Annotated in this window: 21 protein-coding genes; 4 read left to right on the top strand and 17 right to left on the bottom strand. The window is 66.1% G+C overall.

What is annotated here, in order from left to right:
- Positions 1 to 101: 101 nt before the first annotated feature.
- The 8 genes from lexA to AC6I9R_RS14210 all read right to left on the bottom strand — a co-directional run bounded on the left by lexA (position 102) and on the right by AC6I9R_RS14210 (position 6,419).
- A complete protein-coding gene (gene lexA, locus AC6I9R_RS14245; RefSeq protein WP_461426230.1) occupies positions 102 to 788 on the bottom strand; it encodes a transcriptional repressor LexA in 687 nt (228 codons plus the stop codon).
- Between the two features lie 113 nt (positions 789 to 901).
- Complete coding sequence (locus AC6I9R_RS14240; protein WP_461426229.1) at positions 902 to 2,098, bottom strand: molybdopterin molybdotransferase MoeA; 1,197 nt, start codon at positions 2,096 to 2,098, stop codon at positions 902 to 904.
- Positions 2,095 to 2,988: a GIY-YIG nuclease family protein gene (locus tag AC6I9R_RS14235; protein WP_461426228.1), complete on the bottom strand. Its 894-nt coding sequence runs from the start codon at positions 2,986 to 2,988 to the stop codon at positions 2,095 to 2,097. The genes AC6I9R_RS14240 and AC6I9R_RS14235 overlap by 4 nt, the downstream gene beginning before the upstream one ends.
- Entirely contained in the window at positions 2,985 to 3,464 is a 480-nt protein-coding gene (gene moaC / locus AC6I9R_RS14230) for a cyclic pyranopterin monophosphate synthase MoaC (RefSeq protein WP_461426227.1), read from the bottom strand. The genes AC6I9R_RS14235 and moaC overlap by 4 nt, the downstream gene beginning before the upstream one ends.
- Positions 3,464 to 4,258 carry an indole-3-glycerol phosphate synthase TrpC gene (trpC, locus tag AC6I9R_RS14225; RefSeq protein ID WP_461426226.1) on the bottom strand — a complete coding sequence of 265 codons (795 nt, stop codon included), beginning with the start codon at positions 4,256 to 4,258 and terminating at the stop codon, positions 3,464 to 3,466. The genes moaC and trpC overlap by 1 nt, the downstream gene beginning before the upstream one ends.
- 15 nt (positions 4,259 to 4,273) lie before the next feature.
- Entirely contained in the window at positions 4,274 to 4,759 is a 486-nt protein-coding gene (locus tag AC6I9R_RS14220; protein ID WP_461426225.1) for a hypothetical protein, read from the bottom strand.
- Between the two features lie 44 nt (positions 4,760 to 4,803).
- Positions 4,804 to 5,841, bottom strand: coding sequence for an anthranilate phosphoribosyltransferase (trpD, locus tag AC6I9R_RS14215; RefSeq protein ID WP_461426224.1), 1,038 nt, complete (start codon positions 5,839 to 5,841; stop codon positions 4,804 to 4,806).
- Entirely contained in the window at positions 5,838 to 6,419 is a 582-nt protein-coding gene (locus AC6I9R_RS14210; protein ID WP_461426223.1) for an anthranilate synthase component II, read from the bottom strand. Before AC6I9R_RS14210 ends, trpD begins: the two co-directional genes overlap by 4 nt.
- Before the next feature lie 230 nt (positions 6,420 to 6,649).
- On the opposite strand from AC6I9R_RS14210, the gene AC6I9R_RS14205 reads away from it, so the two are divergent.
- The gene (locus AC6I9R_RS14205) at positions 6,650 to 8,317 is read left to right on the top strand and encodes a divergent polysaccharide deacetylase family protein (protein WP_461426222.1); all 1,668 of its coding nucleotides are present in this window, start codon (positions 6,650 to 6,652) and stop codon (positions 8,315 to 8,317) included.
- 247 nt (positions 8,318 to 8,564) lie between these two features.
- On the opposite strand, the gene trpE is transcribed toward AC6I9R_RS14205, so the two are convergent.
- From trpE to ssb, 4 genes are all read right to left on the bottom strand, one after another.
- Positions 8,565 to 10,073 carry an anthranilate synthase component I gene (gene trpE, locus AC6I9R_RS14200; RefSeq protein WP_461426221.1) on the bottom strand — a complete coding sequence of 503 codons (1,509 nt, stop codon included), beginning with the start codon at positions 10,071 to 10,073 and terminating at the stop codon, positions 8,565 to 8,567.
- The gene (locus tag AC6I9R_RS14195; protein WP_461426220.1) at positions 10,073 to 11,926 is read right to left on the bottom strand and encodes a peptidylprolyl isomerase; all 1,854 of its coding nucleotides are present in this window, start codon (positions 11,924 to 11,926) and stop codon (positions 10,073 to 10,075) included. Before AC6I9R_RS14195 ends, trpE begins: the two co-directional genes overlap by 1 nt.
- Positions 11,927 to 12,002: 76 nt before the next feature.
- On the bottom strand, positions 12,003 to 13,190 hold the full coding sequence (locus AC6I9R_RS14190) for an aminotransferase (RefSeq protein WP_461426219.1): 1,188 nt from the start codon (positions 13,188 to 13,190) through the stop codon (positions 12,003 to 12,005).
- Positions 13,191 to 13,307: 117 nt separating this feature from the next.
- The gene (gene ssb, locus AC6I9R_RS14185; protein WP_461426218.1) at positions 13,308 to 13,832 is read right to left on the bottom strand and encodes a single-stranded DNA-binding protein; all 525 of its coding nucleotides are present in this window, start codon (positions 13,830 to 13,832) and stop codon (positions 13,308 to 13,310) included.
- A gap of 275 nt (positions 13,833 to 14,107) precedes the next feature.
- On the opposite strand from ssb, the gene AC6I9R_RS14180 reads away from it, so the two are divergent.
- Together AC6I9R_RS14180 and AC6I9R_RS14175 are read left to right on the top strand one after the other, a co-directional pair.
- Entirely contained in the window at positions 14,108 to 14,581 is a 474-nt protein-coding gene (locus AC6I9R_RS14180) for a lytic transglycosylase domain-containing protein (protein WP_461426217.1), read from the top strand.
- Positions 14,565 to 15,158, top strand: coding sequence for a hypothetical protein (locus tag AC6I9R_RS14175; protein WP_461426216.1), 594 nt, complete (start codon positions 14,565 to 14,567; stop codon positions 15,156 to 15,158). Before AC6I9R_RS14180 ends, AC6I9R_RS14175 begins: the two co-directional genes overlap by 17 nt.
- A gap of 7 nt (positions 15,159 to 15,165) precedes the next feature.
- On the opposite strand, the gene AC6I9R_RS14170 is transcribed toward AC6I9R_RS14175, so the two are convergent.
- From AC6I9R_RS14170 to AC6I9R_RS14160, 3 genes are all read right to left on the bottom strand, one after another.
- Complete coding sequence (locus AC6I9R_RS14170) at positions 15,166 to 15,387, bottom strand: hypothetical protein (RefSeq protein WP_461426215.1); 222 nt, start codon at positions 15,385 to 15,387, stop codon at positions 15,166 to 15,168.
- Entirely contained in the window at positions 15,380 to 16,534 is a 1,155-nt protein-coding gene (locus AC6I9R_RS14165; protein ID WP_461426214.1) for an aromatic ring-hydroxylating oxygenase subunit alpha, read from the bottom strand. Before AC6I9R_RS14165 ends, AC6I9R_RS14170 begins: the two co-directional genes overlap by 8 nt.
- 103 nt (positions 16,535 to 16,637) lie before the next feature.
- On the bottom strand, positions 16,638 to 17,225 hold the full coding sequence (locus AC6I9R_RS14160; protein WP_461426213.1) for an RNA polymerase sigma factor: 588 nt from the start codon (positions 17,223 to 17,225) through the stop codon (positions 16,638 to 16,640).
- 317 nt (positions 17,226 to 17,542) lie between these two features.
- Here AC6I9R_RS14160 and AC6I9R_RS14155 point away from each other — a divergent pair, with 317 nt between their 5' ends.
- Positions 17,543 to 17,812: a hypothetical protein gene (locus AC6I9R_RS14155; RefSeq protein ID WP_461426212.1), complete on the top strand. Its 270-nt coding sequence runs from the start codon at positions 17,543 to 17,545 to the stop codon at positions 17,810 to 17,812.
- Positions 17,813 to 17,968: 156 nt separating this feature from the next.
- Here the strand turns inward: AC6I9R_RS14155 and AC6I9R_RS14150 are convergent, their stop codons facing one another.
- Positions 17,969 to 18,556 carry a hypothetical protein gene (locus AC6I9R_RS14150; protein WP_461426211.1) on the bottom strand — a complete coding sequence of 196 codons (588 nt, stop codon included), beginning with the start codon at positions 18,554 to 18,556 and terminating at the stop codon, positions 17,969 to 17,971.
- 1 nt (position 18,557) lies between these two features.
- Positions 18,558 to 19,115 (bottom strand): acetolactate synthase small subunit, encoded by a 558-nt coding sequence (gene ilvN, locus AC6I9R_RS14145; RefSeq protein ID WP_461426210.1) that lies wholly within the window; start codon positions 19,113 to 19,115, stop codon positions 18,558 to 18,560.
- Between the last annotated feature and the right edge of the window lie 10 nt (positions 19,116 to 19,125).

Genomic DNA, 19,125 nt, shown 5'->3' with positions numbered 1-19,125 from the left:
CCACCCCCTGCTTGCAGGGGATGGGTGCCACCGCCGGCTGACGGAGATTTTGCATCCTTGGATGCGAAATTGAGGCAGAGCCGGAAGCCCGGCAGCCAAATTCAATAGGTGCGGATCAGACCGACCAGCTTGCCCTGCACCTTCACCTGATCGTCGCGGAACACGCGGGTCTCATAGGCCGGATTGGCCGCCTCCAGCGCGATCATGCCACCCTTGCGCCGCAGGCGCTTCAGGGTCGCCTCGTGGTCTTCCACCAGCGCCACGACAATATCGCCATTGTCTGCGGTCGAGCCCTCTTCGATCACCACGATGTCGCCATCGTTGATGCCCGCGTCGATCATGGAATCGCCTTTTACCTCAAGGGCATAGTGGTTGCCCCCGGTTCCCAGCATCTGCTCGGGCACCGCCACATGGGAGGCGACTTGGGATATCGCTTCAATCGGCACACCGGCGGCGATCTTGCCCATCACCGGCACGTCGCGCGCATTGGCGGGCTGGACAGACATCGCACCGGGCGGCGGATCAAGCCGGTCGCCTTCAATCACCCGGGGCGCAAAGCCGCCTTCCTTCATCGCATCTGGCATTTTCACAATCTCAATGGCGCGGGCGCGGTGGGCGAGCCTGCGGATAAATCCCCGTTCTTCCAGGGCGGTGATCAGCCGGTGAATTCCCGACTTCGAGCGCAGATCCAGCGCGTCTTTCATCTCGTCAAACGAGGGCGGCACGCCATCGCGCTGCATCCGTTTGTTAATGAACTCCAGAAGGTCGCGTTGTTTCCGCGTCAGCATGCCCGTCTCCCTCGCGTGTGTCATGGCGGTTTCCGCCGTTCGTGCGACAGGCACATTCCGTGCCCGTTCAGGGTATGTTCTACACCTGTTCCCAACAACCTGTCAACGAATCATCAAAACATCGATGAAAGCGGCACATATTCCATGATGTCGCCCACCCGCGCGCGGGGCGCGTCGACGGGGCGGACCATCAAGCCCGAGGCCCCTGAAAGCACCGTCAGAAGGGAGCTGTCCTGGCGGCTGTAGGGCACGATCACCGGTAAATCATCGCCGGGCGTCACCTCGGCGCGCATGTAGTGCTCACGTGGGCCGTTGGCGTCCAGATCCACCCCAAGGCGCGCGCGCAACCGGGGCCGGGGGCCCGCAGGCAGCCCCATCATGGCGTGTAGCATGGGGATCAGGAACAACTCGCCACAAACCATGGCTGAGACGGGGTTGCCGGGCAGCCCCAACAACACTGCATCGCCTAACCGCCCGGCCATCAAGGGTTTTCCGGGGCGCATGGCGACCTTGTAGAAGGCGCGTTCCAACCCGCGCGCCGCTGCAACATCGCCCACCAGGTCGTGGTCCCCCACCGACGCGCCGCCCACGGTCACGATCAGATCGGCGCCGGAGGCCAGGTCGAACACCTGCTCCAGGCTTTCGCGTTTGTCGCGCGCGATGGGCAGCAGGCGCGCCTCGGCGCCCTCGGCCTCGATCCGGGCTTTCAACCCGTAGGTGTTGGAGGCGATGATCTGGTCGGGGCGCGGGACCTCGCCGGGCGTGACCAACTCGTCGCCCGTGGCGATCAGCGCCACGGCGGGTTTGCGCGAGACACTCAGGCGCGGCGCATTCATCGCAGCCGCCAGCGCCACGTCGGCGGGCGACAGGCGGCGCGGCGCGGCCATGGCGTCACCGGCCACAAAATCCGCCCCCGAGGGCCGCACGTTCAGGCCCGAGCCGAGGGACCGCGCCAGCGTGATCCGGTCGCCGTCCCGCTCCACATCTTCCTGGATGACAACGCGGTCCGTGCCCTCGGGCAGGGGCGCCCCGGTGAAGATCCGCAGCGCCTCCCCAGGCCCAATGGTGCCGCGCCAATAATGGCCCGCCGGGGCCTCCCCCACCACCTTGAGGCGGCGGCCCGGAATGGCCTCCACATCGCGCACCGCGTAGCCATCCATCGCCGAGGCGCTGAAAGGCGGCTGGTCGCGGGTGGCCGTGACCGGTTCCGTCAGGACGCGGCCCCCGGCGTCGGACAGCGGCACGGTTTCAGAGCCGATGGGTGCGGCGAGGTCCAGGCAGGCGCGCAGGGCATCTTCGACGGAGATCACGGGTTGGGATCCTTCGTTTGCGCCAGTTCCCAATCAGCATAAGTCTGACGGGTTCCCTCGACTAACCAACTGGTACGTCCATTTGCAGCGCGTCCCGCGACTACCGCAGCGGCCGCGGAAGGGCTTGAGAACGCGAAGTCTTGCGTTAGAATTCCTTGGCCGTCGTGTTCGACAATCGTTCCGTTCGCTCGCAATTCATCATGCAATTTGAAGTAGTGGGTGTTGTTACTTCGGTCTCCAATCCATTCGGATCGGACGATAGACTGGCTCAGGACGATCATCTCACCGTCTCGTAGAATTGACCTCGCCTTCACACCGTGCCGGGCGACTTCCATGACAAAGGTCGTTGGAACTTCCTTTGTGGTTGATCGCGCCATGACATCCATCGTCCGTCGCTTCTCGTCAAAAGCGTCGACCCGTATTGCGGGCAGCACCATCATCAGTGTTGCCAGAAAGCTCTCTATATTCGCCGCTGCTGCTTCGTTCAGGCTGCTGCGGGTCGGCGTATTACCGTTTTCCACCCGGGCCTTCCCGACGCTTAGGGCCGTCTCTACCAAGCACGACTCAAGGTACTTAACGTGGGCCTTGTGCAGCGCGTCGCCCGCCGTCGTGACGACGATGACATCGTCCCACCAGTCCTTGTTCTTGAGGTGTTGGCGAAGACGCTCACTTAGGGTTTCTGCCTCGCCGACATAGATCTTGGGCGCGCCATCTTCATCGCCCACAAGAATATAGACGCCAGTATAGGCGGCCTCGGGGCGTTTCAGACCCTCTACGATGCGGGTGCGGGGGATTTTCAGGACATGGCCCGTCCAGTTGAAGACCTCTGCGGTCAGCATGCCGTCGGGCTTGCCATCCACAAAGTACAGCTCCAAAGAGCGGCCGGTCACGGCGTCGCCTCGAACCGTCCGGACTTGCCGCCGTCTTTAAGAACAACTCGCAAGCCCCCGATTTCCATGGTTTTCTCTGCCGCTTTCAGCATGTCGTAGACGGTCAGCGCGGCGGTGGAGGCCGCTGTCAACGCCTCCATCTCAACCCCTGTCTGGCCGGAGGTTTTGACCGTGGCGCGGATGTGGACGCCGGGCAGCAACGGGTCAGTTGTCAGATCGACGGCGACCTTGGTGATCGGCAGCGGGTGGCAAAGCGGGATCAACTCGGCGCAGCGTTTGGCGCCCATGATGCCCGCCAGCCGCGCGACGCCCAACACGTCGCCTTTCTTGGCCGTGCCTTGTTCCACCAACTCCAACGTCTCAGGCGTCATCTTGACGTAGGCCTCCGCCACCGCGATGCGGTCGGTGACAGCCTTGCCCGAGACATCGACCATATGGGCGCGGCCTTCGCCGTCGAAATGGGTGAGGCGGTCCATCAGGCTGGATCCGCCAGAAGCGCGCGGGTGGCGGCGGTGACATCCGCCTGGCGCATCAGGCTTTCGCCGATCAGGAAGGTGCGCGCGCCGTGGGCGGCCATATCGGCAAGGTCGGCGGGGGTGAAAAGGCCGGATTCGCTGATCACCATGCGGTCCGGCGGCACCCGGGCCGCGAGCGTGCGTGTGGTATCCAGAGAAGTCTCAAACGTATTCAGGTTGCGGTTGTTGATGCCCAGAAGCGGAGACTTCAGTGCCATCGCGCGGTCCAGTTCCGCGCCGTCGTGGACCTCGATCAACGCGTCCATGCCCCAGGCGCGCGCGGCGTCTTCCAACTCGGCCGCTTGCGCGTCCGAGACGCTGGCCATGATGATCAGGATGCAATCGGCCCCCCAGGCCCGCGCCTCGGCCACCTGGTAGGTATCATAGAGGAAATCCTTGCGCAGGCAGGGCAGGGTGACGGCAGCCCGCGCCGACACCAGAAATTCGGGCGCGCCCTGGAAGGACGGCGTGTCGGTCAGCACCGACAGGCAGGTCGCGCCGCCCGCCTCATAGGCTTTCGCCAGGGTGGGCGGGTCGAAGTCTTGGCGGATCAAGCCCTTGGAGGGGCTGGCCTTTTTGATCTCGGCGATCAGGCCATAGCCGTCCTTCTGCGCCGCCCATAACGCGTCGGCAAATCCGCGCAGGGGCGGGGCGGTGCGGGCGGCGTCCTCAACTTCTGCCAAAGGGCGGGCGGCCTTGGCGGCGGCCACTTCTTCAAGCTTATAGGCTTTTATTTTATCGAGAATGGTGCTCATGGGGAGGTTCTTAGGTCAGGCGTCCGGGTCTGTCGAGGGAGGCGCGGCGGGTTTGCGCGTCCTCCGCAGGATGAAGCCGCCGATCGCGGTGCTGATCAGGCCGAAGGCGGCCAGGATTGCCACAAAAGGCGTGTCACGCTCGGCGGCGGCCAGGCGCGTGCCGCGCGTGCGCTCCACGCGGATGGGGTCCGAGGGCAGGTAGATGAGATCGACAAAGACCTCCTCGCCGGCCCCATGGGCGGTGAATTCATCCAAGGTCAGGCGGAATTCCGCGCCCCAGCGCAGGCCGCCGACCTGATGGACGACAATGCCGATGTAGTTGTCGGATTGGGTGCAGATGAAGCGCTGGCTGCGGGAGCATTGAGACCGCTCGATCCGTTCGGCGCTGACAAGAAGGGCCTGCGCAGGCGTGCCGTCAAAGATCAGCCCGCGCCCGATGCGATGCTCGCGGACAAGATCGAAGGCCATATAGGCCGTCAGGCAGACCAGCAGCAGACCCATGGCGAGGAGCCCCCACCCGGCATCGCGCGGTGTGCCGCGGTTTCTCACGCCGCCGACGTCACGCGGGCCACCGCCTCCACGGCGTGTTTCGCCGCGCCGCTGTCAATGGATTCTCTTGCGATTTCAACGCCGTCGCGCAGTTCCGTGACCCGTCCCGCCACGATCAACGCGGCGGCTGCGTTCATCAGGACCGCGTCGCGATACGCACCCTGCGCCCCGTCCAGCAGGTCGCGAAACGCCTGCGCGTTCTCGTCCGGGCTGCCGCCCAGGATGTCCTTGAACGGATGCACCGGCAGGCCCGCATCCTCGGGATGGACCACGCGCGAGCGCAGCTTGCCGTCCTTCAGCTCGACCACATCGGTCTTGCCCGAGATCGAGATCTCATCGGTCCCGTCCGAGCCATGGACCAGCCACGCCGCGTCGGACCCCAGTTCCTTCAGGGTCTCGGCCATCGGATAGATCAGGTCGATGGCAAAGGCGCCGGTCAGCTGCCGCTTGGCGCCTGCGGGGTTGGTCAGGGGACCCAGAATGTTGAAGATCGTCTTGCAGCCAAGCTCTTGCCGGATCGGCATCACGTGTTTGACGGCGGGGTGGTGCATGGGGGCCATCATGAAACCGATGCCCGCCTCCCTCAGCGAGGCCTCCACCACATCCGCGCCGACCATGACGTTGATGCCCATCTGCGTCAGCACATCCGCCGCGCCGGATTTGGACGACAGATTGCGGTTGCCGTGCTTGGCCACGGGCACGCCTGCGCCCGCGACAACGAAGGCGGTCGCGGTCGAGATGTTCAGCGTCCCCATGCCGTCGCCGCCGGTGCCCACGATGTCCATCGCGCCCGCAGGTGCCGCAACCTTGACGCATTTGTCGCGCATGACCTGGGCGGCGGCGGCATATTCCGCCACGCTCTCGCCGCGGGCGCGCATTGCCATGATCAGCCCGCCCATTTGTGCGGGCGAGGCGGCGCCTTCAAACATCAGCTCGAACGCTTCTTCCGCCTGGGCCCGGCTGAGCGGGCCCTCGGAGGCCGAGAAAATGATCGGTTTCATGGCATCGGAAGCGGGGGCGTCAGGGGCGGTCATGCGGGTTCTTTCAAAGTGTTCAGGAAGTTCTGTAGCATTGCGTGGCCATGCTCGGACCGGATGCTTTCGGGGTGGAATTGCACGCCCTCAATGGGGAATTCCTTGTGGCGCAGGCCCATGATGGTGCCGTCATCCAGCTCTGCGGTGATCTCCAGCGTATCGGGAAGCGTGGCGCGGTCCACCACCAGCGAATGATAGCGCGTGCCCGCAAGCGGCGAGGGCAGGCCCTTGAAAACCCCGGCGTCCGAATGCTGGATGGTGCCGAGTTTTCCATGCACGATATCAGCATGTTGCACGATCTTGCCGCCAAAGGCCTCGCCAATCGTCTGGTGGCCCAGGCAGACCCCCATAAGCGGCATCCCCGCCCCGGCGCAGGCCTTGGTCAGGGGCAGGCAGATGCCCGCGTCCGCCGGATAGCCGGGGCCGGGGCTTAGCACGATGCCTTCCGCGCCGCTCGCCATGGCGTCCTGCACGGTGATCTTGTCATTGCGCACGACACGGACGTCGGCGCCCAATTCGCCCAGATAATGGACAAGATTGTAGGTAAAGCTGTCGTAGTTATCGATCAGAAGAAGCATCCTACGGGTCCTTGGGCTTGGGCGGAGCCTGTGGGGTGCAGGCGAAGGTCTCAAAAAAGGGTTAAAGGCGCCGCGCGCCCGCGCTATACATGTTTCAAAGCATGGGGCGGGGGTCAAGCGGACGCCACGCCCCGGCAGACATAAGATCGGGGCAGATCAGAGCGCTGAGGGGATATTCCCCTGGCCAACCGCGCGAGGGCCCCTCGCGCAGAGCAGACAGGAGCGGGACCATGGGCGGTCTGAGTATCGGGATATTCTGGGGAACTTTGGTCTCGGCCGTGGGCTTGGCGGCGCTGTCGCTGAGCTCTCCGTTGCCGCCACGGGGCGGGGCAGAGGCGGTCGAAGCGGCGGTGGAGGTGCCTGTGGCAGGCACCGACGGCGCGGAGGCTGTTGCCGAGGAGGCCGTAGGAGCCGTAGGAGCGGTTGGCGAGGAAGAGGCTGCCCTGGAAGCGGCGGCAGAGGCCGCGGTCAGCGTGGCGCCCGAGGGCGGGACCGAGGCTGCGCCCGCGCCCCCGGATGCGGCACCCGAGGCGGAAGCGGAAGAGGCGAGCGAGCCTGCCACGGAAATCCCGCTGCCCTCAGGCTCCGAGTTCAACCGTCCGCCGCCCGAGCCTGAAGCGGCTTTGCCCGCGCCCGACGCAGCGCCCCAGGCCGCCGCGCCGCAAGCGCCCGCGCTTGCGGGTGATGTCATCGCCCCAGTCCTTGATACAGCACCTGCCGCGCAGCCCTCCGTCGCGGCGGAGGCCCCGGCGCAGATCGCTACCGTGGCTGGAGAAAGTGCCGCGCCCACGCGCCCCGCCGCGTCCTCGGCGCCGGTCATCGCAAGCGGCCCCACGGCCCTGACGCAACCCGAGGCGAGCGCCACGCCCCAGGTCCGCACGGCGCTGTTGCCGCAGGTGACTGAGGCGCCAGAGGACGCGGGGGTTGAGGCAGAGGAAGTCGCCGCAGCGACGGAGCCCGAGCCCGTGCCCTTGCTAACGCCGGTCTTCCCGACCATCGGCGACGGGGCGACGCCTGATGCCGTCACGCCGGAAGTGCCGGAAGATGTGGCCTCGGGCGGGGCGATTGATGCGCCCGCCGAAGAAGCCGCCGCAGTAAGCACGCCTGCTTTCCCGCAGACCAGCACGTTGCCCCAGGTTGCGGCCCAAATCGAGCCGCAACTGGGCGAGGACGCGGAAATCGCCGAAGATCCCGCGCCCGCCTTGGCCGACGACCTGCCCGCGATCCAGGCCTTCGCGGCGCCTTTTGATACCGCTGAGGAACGTCCCTTGATGGCCGTCGTCCTAATCGATGAGCCCGATAGTCGGATCGAATTGTCGACCCTGACCCGCTTCACCTTCCCCGTAGCCTTCGCGGTCGATCCGCTCCACCCCGAGGCCGCGGCCCGGGCGGCGGCCTATCGGGAGGCCGGGTTTGAAGTGGTGATATTGGGGGCGATGATTGCAGAGGGGGCGACGGCGGCGGACACCGAAGTGGCCCTTGCGGCCGCGGCCTCCACCCTGCCGGAGGCGGTTGCGGTCCTTGATACGCCCGAGGGACGGATCCAGGGTGACCGGCCGGTGCTGGACGCGATGGTCTCGGCGCTTTCGGAAAGCGGTCACGGGTTGGTTGCCTTCCCGCGGGGGCTGAACGCCGCCGAGCAATCAGCCTCGCGGGCGGGCGTGCCGGGGGCGACGGTGTTTCGGTTCCTCGATGATGAGGATCAACGCGCCACGGTGATCACGCGGTTCCTGTCGCGGGCGGCCTTTGCGGCGGCGCAGGAGGGCTCGGTCATCGTGGTCGGCCGGACCCGCCCCGATACGGTGACGGCGCTGTTTTCCTGGGCCCTGGGTGGGCGCTCCGAGGCGGTCGCCCTGGCGCCCTTGTCGGCGACACTGCTGCGGGGGGCAGGGGAGTAGGGCCTTTTGCTCAAGCTTGAGCACTAGGGTTAAGACATTGATAACGTGATGTTATCTGATTTTTGTTAAGGGTTTTTTAAGGTTTTGAGCGGGCCTTTGGTGGGGGGTGCGTGTTTTCTTTCGGCGTTCTGTTTGGGGCCTCTGGGGGATGGTTTCGGGGCTGCGCCCCGACGCTCCCGCGGGGGGATATTTTAGGAACGGGGAATTGGGGGCGTGTGCGCCTGGTGGGGCTGGCTTGGGCGTAGCTTTAGGCGTTGCCGCGGGTGAAGAGGCTGGCGTCTTCTGCGGCTTTGCGGATGGCGCGGGATTTGTTGACGGTTTCCATGAACTCGGCTTCGGGGTCGCTGTCGTAGACGACGCCGCCGCCGGCCTGGATATAGAGTTTCTCGTCCTGGATCACCGCCGTGCGGAGCGCGATGCACATGTCCATGTCGCCGCCGGCGCTGAAGTAGCCGACGCCGCCGCCGTAGACGCCGCGTTTTTCGGGCTCCAACTCATCAATGATTTCCATCGCGCGCACTTTGGGGGCGCCCGAGACGGTGCCTGCGGGCATCCCGGCCATGAAGGCCGAGAGCGCGTCTTCGCCTTCGGCCAATTCGCCCACGACGTTGGAGACGATGTGCATGACGTGGGAGTAGCGTTCGACGATGAATTCTTCGGTCGGGCGCACGGTGCCGATTTTGGAGACCTTGCCGGTGTCGTTGCGGCCCAGATCGAGCAGCATCAGATGCTCCGCCAATTCCTTGGGGTCGGCCAGAAGATCGGCTTCCAGCGCGTTGTCTTCCTCGGGCGTGGCGCCCCGGGCGCGGGTGCCTGCGATGGGGCGGATGGTGACTTCTTCGTCGAAGACCCGCACGAGGATTTCGGGGCTGGCACCCACCACCTGGAAGCCGCCGAAGTTGAAGTAGAACATGAAGGGCGAGGGGTTTGTGCGGCGCAGCGCGCGGTAGAGCGCGAAGGGCGGGGTGGGGAAATCGAGCGTCCAGCGTTGCGAGGGGACGACCTGGAAGATGTCGCCCTTGCGGATGTAGTCTTTCGCGGTTTCCACGGCGGCGAGGTAGCCCGCGTGGGTGAAGTTCGAGACCGGCTCTCCGAGCGGTTGCGCGTCGCCCATCTCACGCGCGGCGACGCTGGGGGCGCGTTCCAGATCGCGCAGGGCGTCGGAGACGCGTTCCGCCGCTTGGGCGTAGGCGGCGCGGGCCGAGAGCCCGCTGGATTGCCAGGCGGGGGAGACCACCGTGACCTCGCCCTTCACGCCATCGAGCACGGCGACGACGGAGGGGCGGATCAGGACCGCATCGGGCAGGCCGAGGGGGTCGGGATTCACATCGGGCAGGTGTTCGACCAGGCGGATCATGTCGTAGCCCAGATAGCCGAAGAGGCCTGCGGCGGCGGCGGGCAGGCCCGTGGGCATGTCGATGGCGGATTCGGCCAGGAGCGCGCGGATGGCATCGAGCGGCGCGTCCGCGCAGGTCTCGAACGTGTCGCGGTCATAGCGGGCGGCGCGGTTGATGCGGGACGCCTCGCCCCGGCATTCCCAGACCAGATCGGGCTTCATGCCGATGATCGAATAGCGGCCCCGGACCTCGCCGCCGGTCACCGACTCCAGAATAAAGGCATCGCGGCCCGCGTCCGTCAGCTTCAGCATCACCGAGACGGGCGTATCGAGATCCGCCGCCAGACGGGCGTGGACGAGTTGGTTTTCGCCCCGCTCCCACGCCGCGCGGAAGGCTTCGAAATCAGACAGCGCGGCCATCAGGGAAACGAGGCATGGACCGAGTTGATCACGCCCTGGTTCGTGGTGATGCCCGCATCGGCCTGCAGCGCCTGGCCGTAGGCCTCGAAGATGTCGGTGGCCATGGACTGGGCGATGGTCTGGTTCATGATCGTCAGAATGATCGAGGTGTCGGGCGCGTCGCGCACGCCGGAGTTGATCGTGTCGAGCCGCACGATATGGGCGGCCTCGGCGCCGGGGATCATCACCACATCGCCGGGGGCGTCCAGTTGGAACACCTGGGCCACGGTGGTGGCGGGCAGGTCGGGCAGCAGGTCCTGACGGCGGATCTGGCGTTCTTCTTCGGTGTCGCCCAACTCATCGAGCGTGGCGCCCTGGGCCAGTTGCGCGACCAGCTGTGCGGCGCGGTCCGCGACCGCATCGCGCAGGGCGGTGGCTTGCCAGGCGTCGGCGACGTCGCCCTCGATCTCCGCCAGTGGCGGCAGGGCGGGGGGGACGATTTCATCGAGGCGCAGGGCGAAGAGGCCGCCGTCCGACAGCTCCAGCAGTTCGGGGAAGTCGGTTTCCGCCACATCGCGCGCGGCGTCACGGAAGTTGTCGTAGGCGGCGATGCCGTCCTCGGACGCGGGGGTGTAGTCGAGCGTGCCGAGGGTCATCGCGGTGTCCTCAGCCAGTTCTTCGAGGGTCGCGCCCGCGGCCAGGAGGTCGTCAATCTCTTCGCGCATGTCGTCGATCTGACGGCGCGCGCCTTCCTGGGCCAGTTCAGCGCTGAGGTCTTCGCGGGCCTCGTCAAACGGCACCTCGGAGGCTTCCAGGACGGCGTTGACGCGGAAAATTGCGGGGCCAAGGGCGGTGGGGACGGGACCCAGAAGCTCTGCCTCATCATCGCCGAAGATGATCGCGGCGGCGGCGTCCGAGAGGTCATCGGCTGCGATCACGCCCAGGTCGATGTCTTCCAGGGTCAGGTCACGGTCGGCGACGAGCGTGTCGAAGTCGGTTTCCTCGGCCGCGATCGCGGCGAGGGCGGCTTCCACTTCTTCGTCCGAGCCGAAGACCAGGCGTTCCAGCAGGCGACGCTCGGGCTGGACGTATTCATCGATGCGGTCTTCGTAAAGCTCGCGCAGGGCGGCGTCATCGACGCTGACGCCGTCCATGATCGCCGAGGGGATGATCCAGGCATAGGTGATCCGGCGCGCTTCGGGGCGGGTGAACCGCTCGGGGAATTCGTCGTAATAGGCCGCGAGTTGCGCGTCGGTGGGGTCCGGGATGGCGTCGGGCAGATCACGCTCGGTGACGGCGAGGCGGGTGAAATCGCGGGTCTCGGCCTGGTAGGCGGCGATGGTTTCGGCAAAGACCTCATTGGGGGTGAGGCCGCCGATCACGGCGGTCTGCAGCAGCGCGCGGCTGACGTCTTCGCGGGTGTCCTCTTCAAACTCGCGCGGGGTAGAGCCTTGTTGTTGCAGCACAAATTCGTAGGAATTGCGGTCGAACTGGCCCGAGGTGTTCTGGAACGCGGCGATCTGGGCGATCTGGCGCGCGACCTCTTCATCGCCCACGGAAATCCCCATCTCGGACGCCTCATGGCTGAGGGCCGCGCGCGCGGTGAGGCCTGCGAGCACCTGCGCGTCGATGCCGCGGGCGCGGATCTGGGCGAAGGACACGGCCTGGCCGGTTTGCGCGATCTGGGCGTTGATCTCATTATTGAGGGCGCGGAAGTAATCCTCTGCCGTGATCTCCACATCGCCGACGGAGCCGACGCGGCTGGCGCCACCGTTGAACGAGCCGATGCCAAAGCCCGCCAGGGCGATGAACAAAAGGCCCATCAAGATCCAGACGAAGACGTTCGAGACTTTTTTCGCAGCGGATTTCGCCATGGGGATCGGGCCTTTTCGGTGGGTCGTTTTTCGTGTCGCCTTGGGATACGCATTTGCCCGTGGGGGGGCAAGGCTTTCAGGGCGATAGCGCCTTGAGGCGGGTCACAAGTTCGCCAAGCCCGGCGCGGTCAGCGTTGGCGAAGGCGATGCGCAGGGTGGTCTCGGCCTGGCCCTGGCCGCCGTTTGCGCGCGTGGGGCCGAACATCGTGCCGGGCAGGACCAGCAGATGGGCCTCATCAACCAGGCGTTTGGCGACGGCGTCTGAGGGGGCGTCAAAGGGGTGGCGGACGTAAGCGAAATAGGCGCCGCAGCCCAAAAGATCCCACGCGGGCAGCTGCGCAAACCCCTGCCGGATCGCATCGCGCCGCGCCAGGATCTCCAGCCGTTCGCCCGCCAGCCACTCGCCCAGGTTCCGCATCCCCCAAAGCGCGCCGATCTGGCCGATTTGCGGCGGGCAGATCGCGACCGTGTCGAGGAATTTCTCAACCTCCGCCAGGCGCGCGGGCGAGGCCATGATCGCGCCCACGCGGTGGCCCGTCAGCCGGTAAGCCTTTGAAAACGAATAGAGGTGAATGAAGGTGTCGTCCCAGTCGGGGTCCGTGAACAGCGTATGGGGCGCGTCATCGGAGGAATGGAAATCGCGGTAGGTCTCATCGACGATCAGCGCGAGGCCGTGGGCGCGCGCGAGGTCGCGGAAGGCCGCCAAAAGCGCCGGGGGATATTCGACGCCTGCGGGGTTGTTGGGGCTGACCAGAACGATAGCGCGGGTGCGATCGGTGATCAGACCCGCAGCGCGCTCGGGGTCGGGCAGCAGATCGTCGCCTGTCGGCAAATAGACCGCGCGGATGCCCTGCATGTCGAGCCACATCTTATGGTTGAAGTAGAAGGGCAGGGGCACGATCACCTCGTCGCGCGCTTTCGCCAGTGTCGACATGACGGCGGTGAAGGCCTGGTTGCAGCCCGCCGTGATCGCGACCTGGGACGGCGTGATCGTGCCGCCGTAAGACGCCGACCATTGCGCCGCCAACTCGGCACGCAAGTCGTCCCGGCCCAACACCGGCCCGTAAAGATGCGAAGACGCATCGCCCAGGATCGCCTCGGCCATAGCCTGCATCAGCGCCTCGGGCGGGGGATCGACGGGCGCGGCCTGGCTGAGGTTCATCAGCGGGCGCGCGTCGGGGAAGACCTTCCCCTCGATCCAGCGCCGCGCTTCCATGACGGGGGACGCGAACGTCGCCTCCATGTTCGGGTTCACCGGGGTCATTGCGCGCTCCCTGAAGGGCAGACGCACCACGGCCTCCCTTTCATCTTGCCAAAAAAACTCAATCCGCACTCAGCCGTTACGCGCAGGCCTTAAAAGGCAGGGCGCCCATGCGCGCGATCAGAACGGGATCTCGTCATCCAGATCCGAGCCGCCACCGCCGCCGAAACCACCACCGCCGCCACCGCCAGAGCCGCCCCGGTCATCGCCGCCAAACCCGCCGCCCGAGCCGCCGCGATCGTCATAACCGCCGCCACCGCCGCCGCCATAACCGCCGCCACCGCCGCCGTCGTTGCGACCGTCCAGGAACGTCAGCTCGCCCGCATAGGGGCGCAGAACCACCTCGGTCGAATACCGATCCTGGCCGCTTTGATCCTGCCACTTGCGGGTTTCCAGCTTGCCCTCGATGTAGACCTTGGAGCCTTTGCGCAGATATTGCTCGGCCAGACGGGCCAGGTTTTCGTTGAAGATTGCGACGGAATGCCATTCCGTCCGCTCGCGCCGTTCGCCGGTGTTGCGGTCTTTCCAGTTTTCAGACGTCGCGATGCGCAGGTTGCAGACCTTGCCGCCGTTCTGGAAGCTGCGCACCTCGGGGTCGCGCCCCAAATTGCCAATGATGATTACTTTATTGACGGACCCGGCCATCGTTTATCCCCCTGCTAAACTGCGCGCAGCCCCGATTCCGGGCGCGCGGTTGGTGAGAGGTTAGACCATCCGATCAAGGTTAAGAAAACCCTTAAACCGGGCGCAGACCACCGCCCTCTGGATAAGCTGCGCGGCGCAGGCTATATTCTTCCCATTATCCCCAAGCGACCCGAGGCTTGATCTTGTATTTTCGTCTGCTTCCCGCCGCCCTTTGTGGCACTCTTCTTGCATTGCCCCTCCATGCTCAAAGTGGGTTGGACCGGCTGGACCGGGCCATGGGTGTCCTTGATGGGCGCGCGGCCACGCAATACGAATTCTCGTCCCGCCTGCGCCCTGAGCCACTGGAGGCGCGCACGTTGCCGGCGTTTGAGGGCGGCTATAACGGCCCGTTTCTGGAGGTCGCCCGCTCTGCCGCGCGGCGCCATGGCATCCCGGAGGATCTGTTTCTGCGCCTTGTGCAGCAGGAATCGGGGTGGAACACCGAAGCGGTCAGCCATGCCGGTGCCCTGGGCCTGGCGCAGCTGATGCCCGGCACGGCCGAGCTTCTGGGGGTGGATCCCCTCGACCCCGTCGCCAACCTGGACGGCGGCGCGCGCTATCTGTCGCAGCAGTTCCGCCGCTTTGGCACCTGGCGTCTGGCGCTGGCGGCGTACAATGCGGGCCCCGAAGCGGTCGAGCGCCATGACGGCGTGCCGCCTTTTGACGAGACTCAGCACTACGTCCGCGTGATCCTTGGCACACGAAGCTGATCTGCCGGATGCAGATCCCGAGCCGCCGCGGCTCGACCGTGCGTTACGGCTGCTTGAATCCGTCCTGTTCTGCTGCCTTGCGACGCTGATCCTGTTTTGGGTCGCCGACCGTTTGCGCGGCGTTGATTTTGACCCGATCCCGGTGACGCCCTGTGTCGGGGACGCTTGTGTGCCCTACGTCGGCCCGCCGGAGGGCGCGCCATGGTCTGCTTACAGCGACGGGTTGGAGCCTACGGGCGTGACCTCTTTTTCGGGCACGAACCTCTGTTCGCAACTGGCGGAAACCCTGGAGACGCGCGGGTCGGAGGCCGAGGGCGTGGATCTGATCCTGGATCAGATCACTGCGCGGGGCACCGTGGCGGTCATCCGCGCCGAAGAGGGACCTTGGGTCATCGCGCCCGGGCCGCGCAATGACGGGTTTGGCGATGTGATCCGCGATGCGATCACCTGGCAGCCCGCGCGTGGGTGCCACCCGATCAATTACAAACCGGTGTTCTGGCCGCTTTGGGCCGGGTGGATGCTGCTTTCCTTTCTGCGGCTCTTTCGGGGGCGTCAGCAGGTTTGGGCGCAACGCTAAAGCGCGCCTAATTATCGGCGTCGTCAAGATCGGCCCCGAGGGCCACCAACCGCTGCTTCAGCGCACGGGCGCGTGTGTCGCCGGTTTCCAAGGCGTGCACATAGGCGTGGGTCAGGTAGAAGGCCTCACTCTCGCCGCGTGCCGCGTCGATATACATGGTGATCACCGCAGACCAATCGCCCGTTGCGCGGGCGCGGCGCAGGGCGGCTTCAAACGGGTCCTCAGCCAAGGCGCGCCTGGGCCGCCTCGATCCTTGCGGCCACCCAGGCGTGGAACAGATGCGTCGGCCCGTCCATCGCCGGAGAGAACCGCCCGCCGTCAAACCCGTCTGCCGCGCGTCCGCGCTGCATGCCTTCGACGACGAAGATGTCTTCCTCGAAGACATCCTTCCACTGGCGGGCATTCTTGGCCCGCAGGGCGGCGTCGGTGTCGGGCGTGGGATAATAGAGGTGTACATGCTCGCGGGTCTGGTTGTGGGCCACGGGCTCCAGCACGATGGCGAAGGCGTGGTCGCGGTGGACGCCCATCAGCACGTTGGGAAAGACCGAAATATACTCCGCGCCCGCGTCCCAGTGATCGCTGAGGCCTTTGAAATCAGGGAAGGTCTGGGCGTCGTCGCCCTTGAGTTGCTGGTAGACATAGGTGCCCTGGCCCGAAAACCTGTCTGGCGCTTCGATGTGATAGTGGTCTTCCAGCTTGGAATAGACGTTGAGCGCCGGATGCACCCAGGGCAGGTGGTAGCTTTCGCAGTAGTTCTCGACCGCCAGTTTCCAGTTGGTCGCGAGGTCCAGGATGAAGGTGCTGTCGGCGCCGCCGTGGAACATCGGCTGGTCAAACTCGGACCAGCGCTGGAGCAGATCGGCGTGGACCTCTTCAAAAGGCGCGGCATCGCCCGAGAGGTTGATGAAGACGACATCGCGCCAGATGTGGGAGCGGACCTCGGCCAGGCCCAGGGTGGTGCGGTCAATGCCGGGATGCGCGTTCTGGCCCGGCCCGCCGACGTGGGGCGTGGCGACCAGCTTGCCGGATTTGGCGTAGCACCAGGAATGGTAGGGGCAGCGGATCGCGCCTTCGATCTTGCGGGGTTCTTGTACAAGGATCATGCCGCGATGGCGGCAGATGTTGAAGAACACGCGCACCGCGCCGTCGTCGTCGCGCAACAGGAGGAGCGGCTGGCCGAGGAATTCGATCGGTTTGGCATCGCCCGCTTCCGGCACGTCGGCGCCCACGGCCAGCGCGGCCCACTCGCCGTGCAGAACGGCCGCGTTTTCCGCAGCGATGGTGGCGGCGTCGGTGTAATGCGCGTTGGGCAGGCCCCGGGCCCGGTCAATCGGTGCCATGACATCGGCCAGGGGGCGGGTCAGATCATCGGGCATGGGCGCGGCTCCTGTCTGGGGGTGGCGAAAGCTTGGCCGCGGCGCGGCGCGGGAGTCTTTTCGCACAGCGACAAAAACGTTGCCCCCAAAGACATCCGCGGCCTTAGCTGCCGCCCAGAAGATCCGTCACCGGCGCGCCGGGGGGCAGGTCCAGTGCTGCCCGCATCGCCGCGCGCCCGCGCGCGAGGCGCGAGGTCACCGTGCCGAGGGGCAGGCCGGTCTTCTTGGCGATATCGGCGTAGGACAGCCCGTCCATCGCGCGCATTTTCAGCAGCACCTGCTGGTCCTCGGACAGTGCCGCGAGAGCCTCCAGCGCCTCTGCGCAGGCCAGCCGCGTCACCCCGTCCGAGCCGCGCGGCGCGACGATGTCCTCGGGCTCCACATCCACCGGCGGCGCGACAGAGCCGCGCCGGAACGCCCGGTGGCGCAGGGTGGCAAAGGCATAGGCGCGCAGATCATCGATGGGCGCGGCATCTGTGCCGCCCTCGAACGACATCGCCATGCGCGACCAGACCCGCAAAAGCGTGTCCTGGACCAGATCATCGGCATCCTCGCCCGAGCGGGCCAGACGCCGGGCCGAGCGGCGCAGATCGGTCAGCAGGGCGGTGAAGATCCGGGTGTGGGGCAGGGCGCCAGAGGCGTCCTCCTCAAGCGGGAGGGGCGGCGCGGGCGGGGGAGAGGGGCGGGGCATGGGGCCTCAAATACGATGGGGTTCCGTGAGTGCCCTCGACGCTGCTCCGTGCATATCTTCCTCGCAAGCGGGGTCGCTTTGAAGGCGGTCTATCCCCCCATTTGCCGCCCATCCCGGGCGGTCCTTTGCCGAGGCAAAGGGGCCTCGGCGGGACGTCGCGCTTGAGGTGGCGCCGGTTGGGCAGGGTGTCGCCGACATCTACAAGGCGACGCGCTGCGGGGGACGAAAACACCCGCTTGCAGGCTCTTCCCTTGTAGATGCCCCGCCAATGACGGCGGCGCGCATCTGATACGCAACCAACTGAAGGGAAACTTCCCATGCGATCCGAATTTGACAAACCCCGCCTTGGGGCGATGACCGTGGCGGCTGCTTTTGCCGTCCTTGTGGGCGGCGCGAGCCTTGCCATGGGGCAGGCCGAGACCGTCGATGCCGACGGCGACGGCATGGTCAGCTTCGCAGAGCTGCTGGTGCTGATGCCCGCCTTGAGCGAGGAGGAGTATCAGGCGCTGGACGCCGATGCCGACGGCCTGCTGAGCAGCGATGAAATTGGGGCCGCACAAGAAGCGGGGCTTATTCCAGCCAGCTGACGTGGTCCCCTCCTTTGGTCCGCCGCGCGCGGGCCAAGGGTCAGACGCGGGGGCGGGGCAGACGGCCTCCGCGTCTTGATCATCGGCTGACGGCGGGGCGCCAAGCCTTTTCGAAAAGGCTTGCAAGAGCCTTGCAAGGCTCTTGGCGCGCCACTCTCAGTTTGCGAATGGATCCTCGATCCGCCCGTAGCCCGGCAAACGGCCCCGGTTGATGCCCCAGACCTGGTTCAGGTACGGCCCCTCGGCAACCACCACGCTATCCAGAACAGATTGCGCGGCGCTATCAGCGCCCGCCTCGGCGAGGGGCTCGATCGTGGTGAAAGACACCACGACGTCCACGTCCGTGAGCTCATAGCTTGTGAAATAGGCCGCCACGTCCCCGAACACGCCCGCGCGGCCGACGTTGGCAAACACGATCCCTTCCGAGCCGAAACGCCGATGCAGGTCTGCCTGGGTCGTCTCTCCGAATCGAATACCCTCAATCGGGGTCTCACCCCCCTCGCGCGTCGCGGGGCGCAGCTCGATGAAATGCACGCCGCCGGTTTCGCTGTCGGCAATGGCCGTTACCTGCAGGCCGTTCAGGGCCGACCAGAATGTCCGCGTGAACGGCGCCTGGGTTTGGGTGTCATCGGATGGCGGCAGCCCTTCCGGGATGGGCGCGCCCAGGGTGATCCCCTGCACGGTCTGGGCCGAGACGGGCCCGGCGCAGAGCGCGATCAGGCAGAGCGCCCAGAGGAGGCGCAAGTTACAGACCCCGTGCGATGGCCGCGACGCCTGTGCGCGCCAGTTTCACCTCGCCCAGGGGGCGCATCAGGTCGCAGAAGGCGTCGATCTTGTCGGGCATCCCGGTCATCTCGAACACGAAGGACTCCAACGTGCTGTCGACCACATTGGCGCGGAAAATCTCGGCGATGCGCAGCGCTTCGACCCGCTTTTCGCCCGTGGCGATGACCTTGATCAGGGACAATTCGCGCGCCACGAAGGGGCCTTCGACGGTCATATCGGCGACCTCGTGGACCGGCACCATGCGCTCCAGCTGCATCTTGATCTGGTTGATGATCTGCGGCGTGCCGGAGGTCACGATGGTAATCCGCGAGCGCGCGCCCTCGTGGTCGACCTCGGCCACGGTGAGGCTTTCGATGTTGTAGCCGCGTCCGGCAAAGAGGCCGATCACGCGGGCGAGCACGCCGGGCTCGTTCTCGACCAGGATGGCAAGGGTGTGGGTCTCGATCACATCGGACAGATGCGAGCGCAGGTCATAGGCGGAATGGCTGGTGGAGCCTTGTTCGATCTTGAGGGCCATGGAGCGGGGT

The organism is Gymnodinialimonas sp. (assembly GCF_059726805.1).
This window is presented reverse-complemented; position numbering and strand designations above follow the sequence as displayed.

Coding starts and splice junctions, on each gene's coding strand:
- lexA (WP_461426230.1), bottom strand. CDS start 788: ATGCTGACGCGGAAACAACGCGACCTTCTGGAGTTCATTAACAAACGG.
- moaC (WP_461426227.1), bottom strand. CDS start 3,464: ATGGACCGCCTCACCCATTTCGACGGCGAAGGCCGCGCCCATATGGTC.
- trpC (WP_461426226.1), bottom strand. CDS start 4,258: ATGAGCACCATTCTCGATAAAATAAAAGCCTATAAGCTTGAAGAAGTG.
- AC6I9R_RS14220 (WP_461426225.1), bottom strand. CDS start 4,759: ATGGGTCTGCTGCTGGTCTGCCTGACGGCCTATATGGCCTTCGATCTT.
- trpD (WP_461426224.1), bottom strand. CDS start 5,841: ATGACCGCCCCTGACGCCCCCGCTTCCGATGCCATGAAACCGATCATT.
- AC6I9R_RS14210 (WP_461426223.1), bottom strand. CDS start 6,419: ATGCTTCTTCTGATCGATAACTACGACAGCTTTACCTACAATCTTGTC.
- AC6I9R_RS14205 (WP_461426222.1), top strand. CDS start 6,650: ATGGGCGGTCTGAGTATCGGGATATTCTGGGGAACTTTGGTCTCGGCC.
- trpE (WP_461426221.1), bottom strand. CDS start 10,073: ATGGCCGCGCTGTCTGATTTCGAAGCCTTCCGCGCGGCGTGGGAGCGG.
- AC6I9R_RS14195 (WP_461426220.1), bottom strand. CDS start 11,926: ATGGCGAAATCCGCTGCGAAAAAAGTCTCGAACGTCTTCGTCTGGATC.
- AC6I9R_RS14190 (WP_461426219.1), bottom strand. CDS start 13,190: ATGACCCCGGTGAACCCGAACATGGAGGCGACGTTCGCGTCCCCCGTC.
- ssb (WP_461426218.1), bottom strand. CDS start 13,832: ATGGCCGGGTCCGTCAATAAAGTAATCATCATTGGCAATTTGGGGCGC.
- AC6I9R_RS14180 (WP_461426217.1), top strand. CDS start 14,108: ATGGGTGTCCTTGATGGGCGCGCGGCCACGCAATACGAATTCTCGTCC.
- AC6I9R_RS14165 (WP_461426214.1), bottom strand. CDS start 16,534: ATGCCCGATGATCTGACCCGCCCCCTGGCCGATGTCATGGCACCGATT.
- AC6I9R_RS14160 (WP_461426213.1), bottom strand. CDS start 17,225: ATGCCCCGCCCCTCTCCCCCGCCCGCGCCGCCCCTCCCGCTTGAGGAG.
- AC6I9R_RS14155 (WP_461426212.1), top strand. CDS start 17,543: ATGCGATCCGAATTTGACAAACCCCGCCTTGGGGCGATGACCGTGGCG.
- ilvN (WP_461426210.1), bottom strand. CDS start 19,115: ATGGCCCTCAAGATCGAACAAGGCTCCACCAGCCATTCCGCCTATGAC.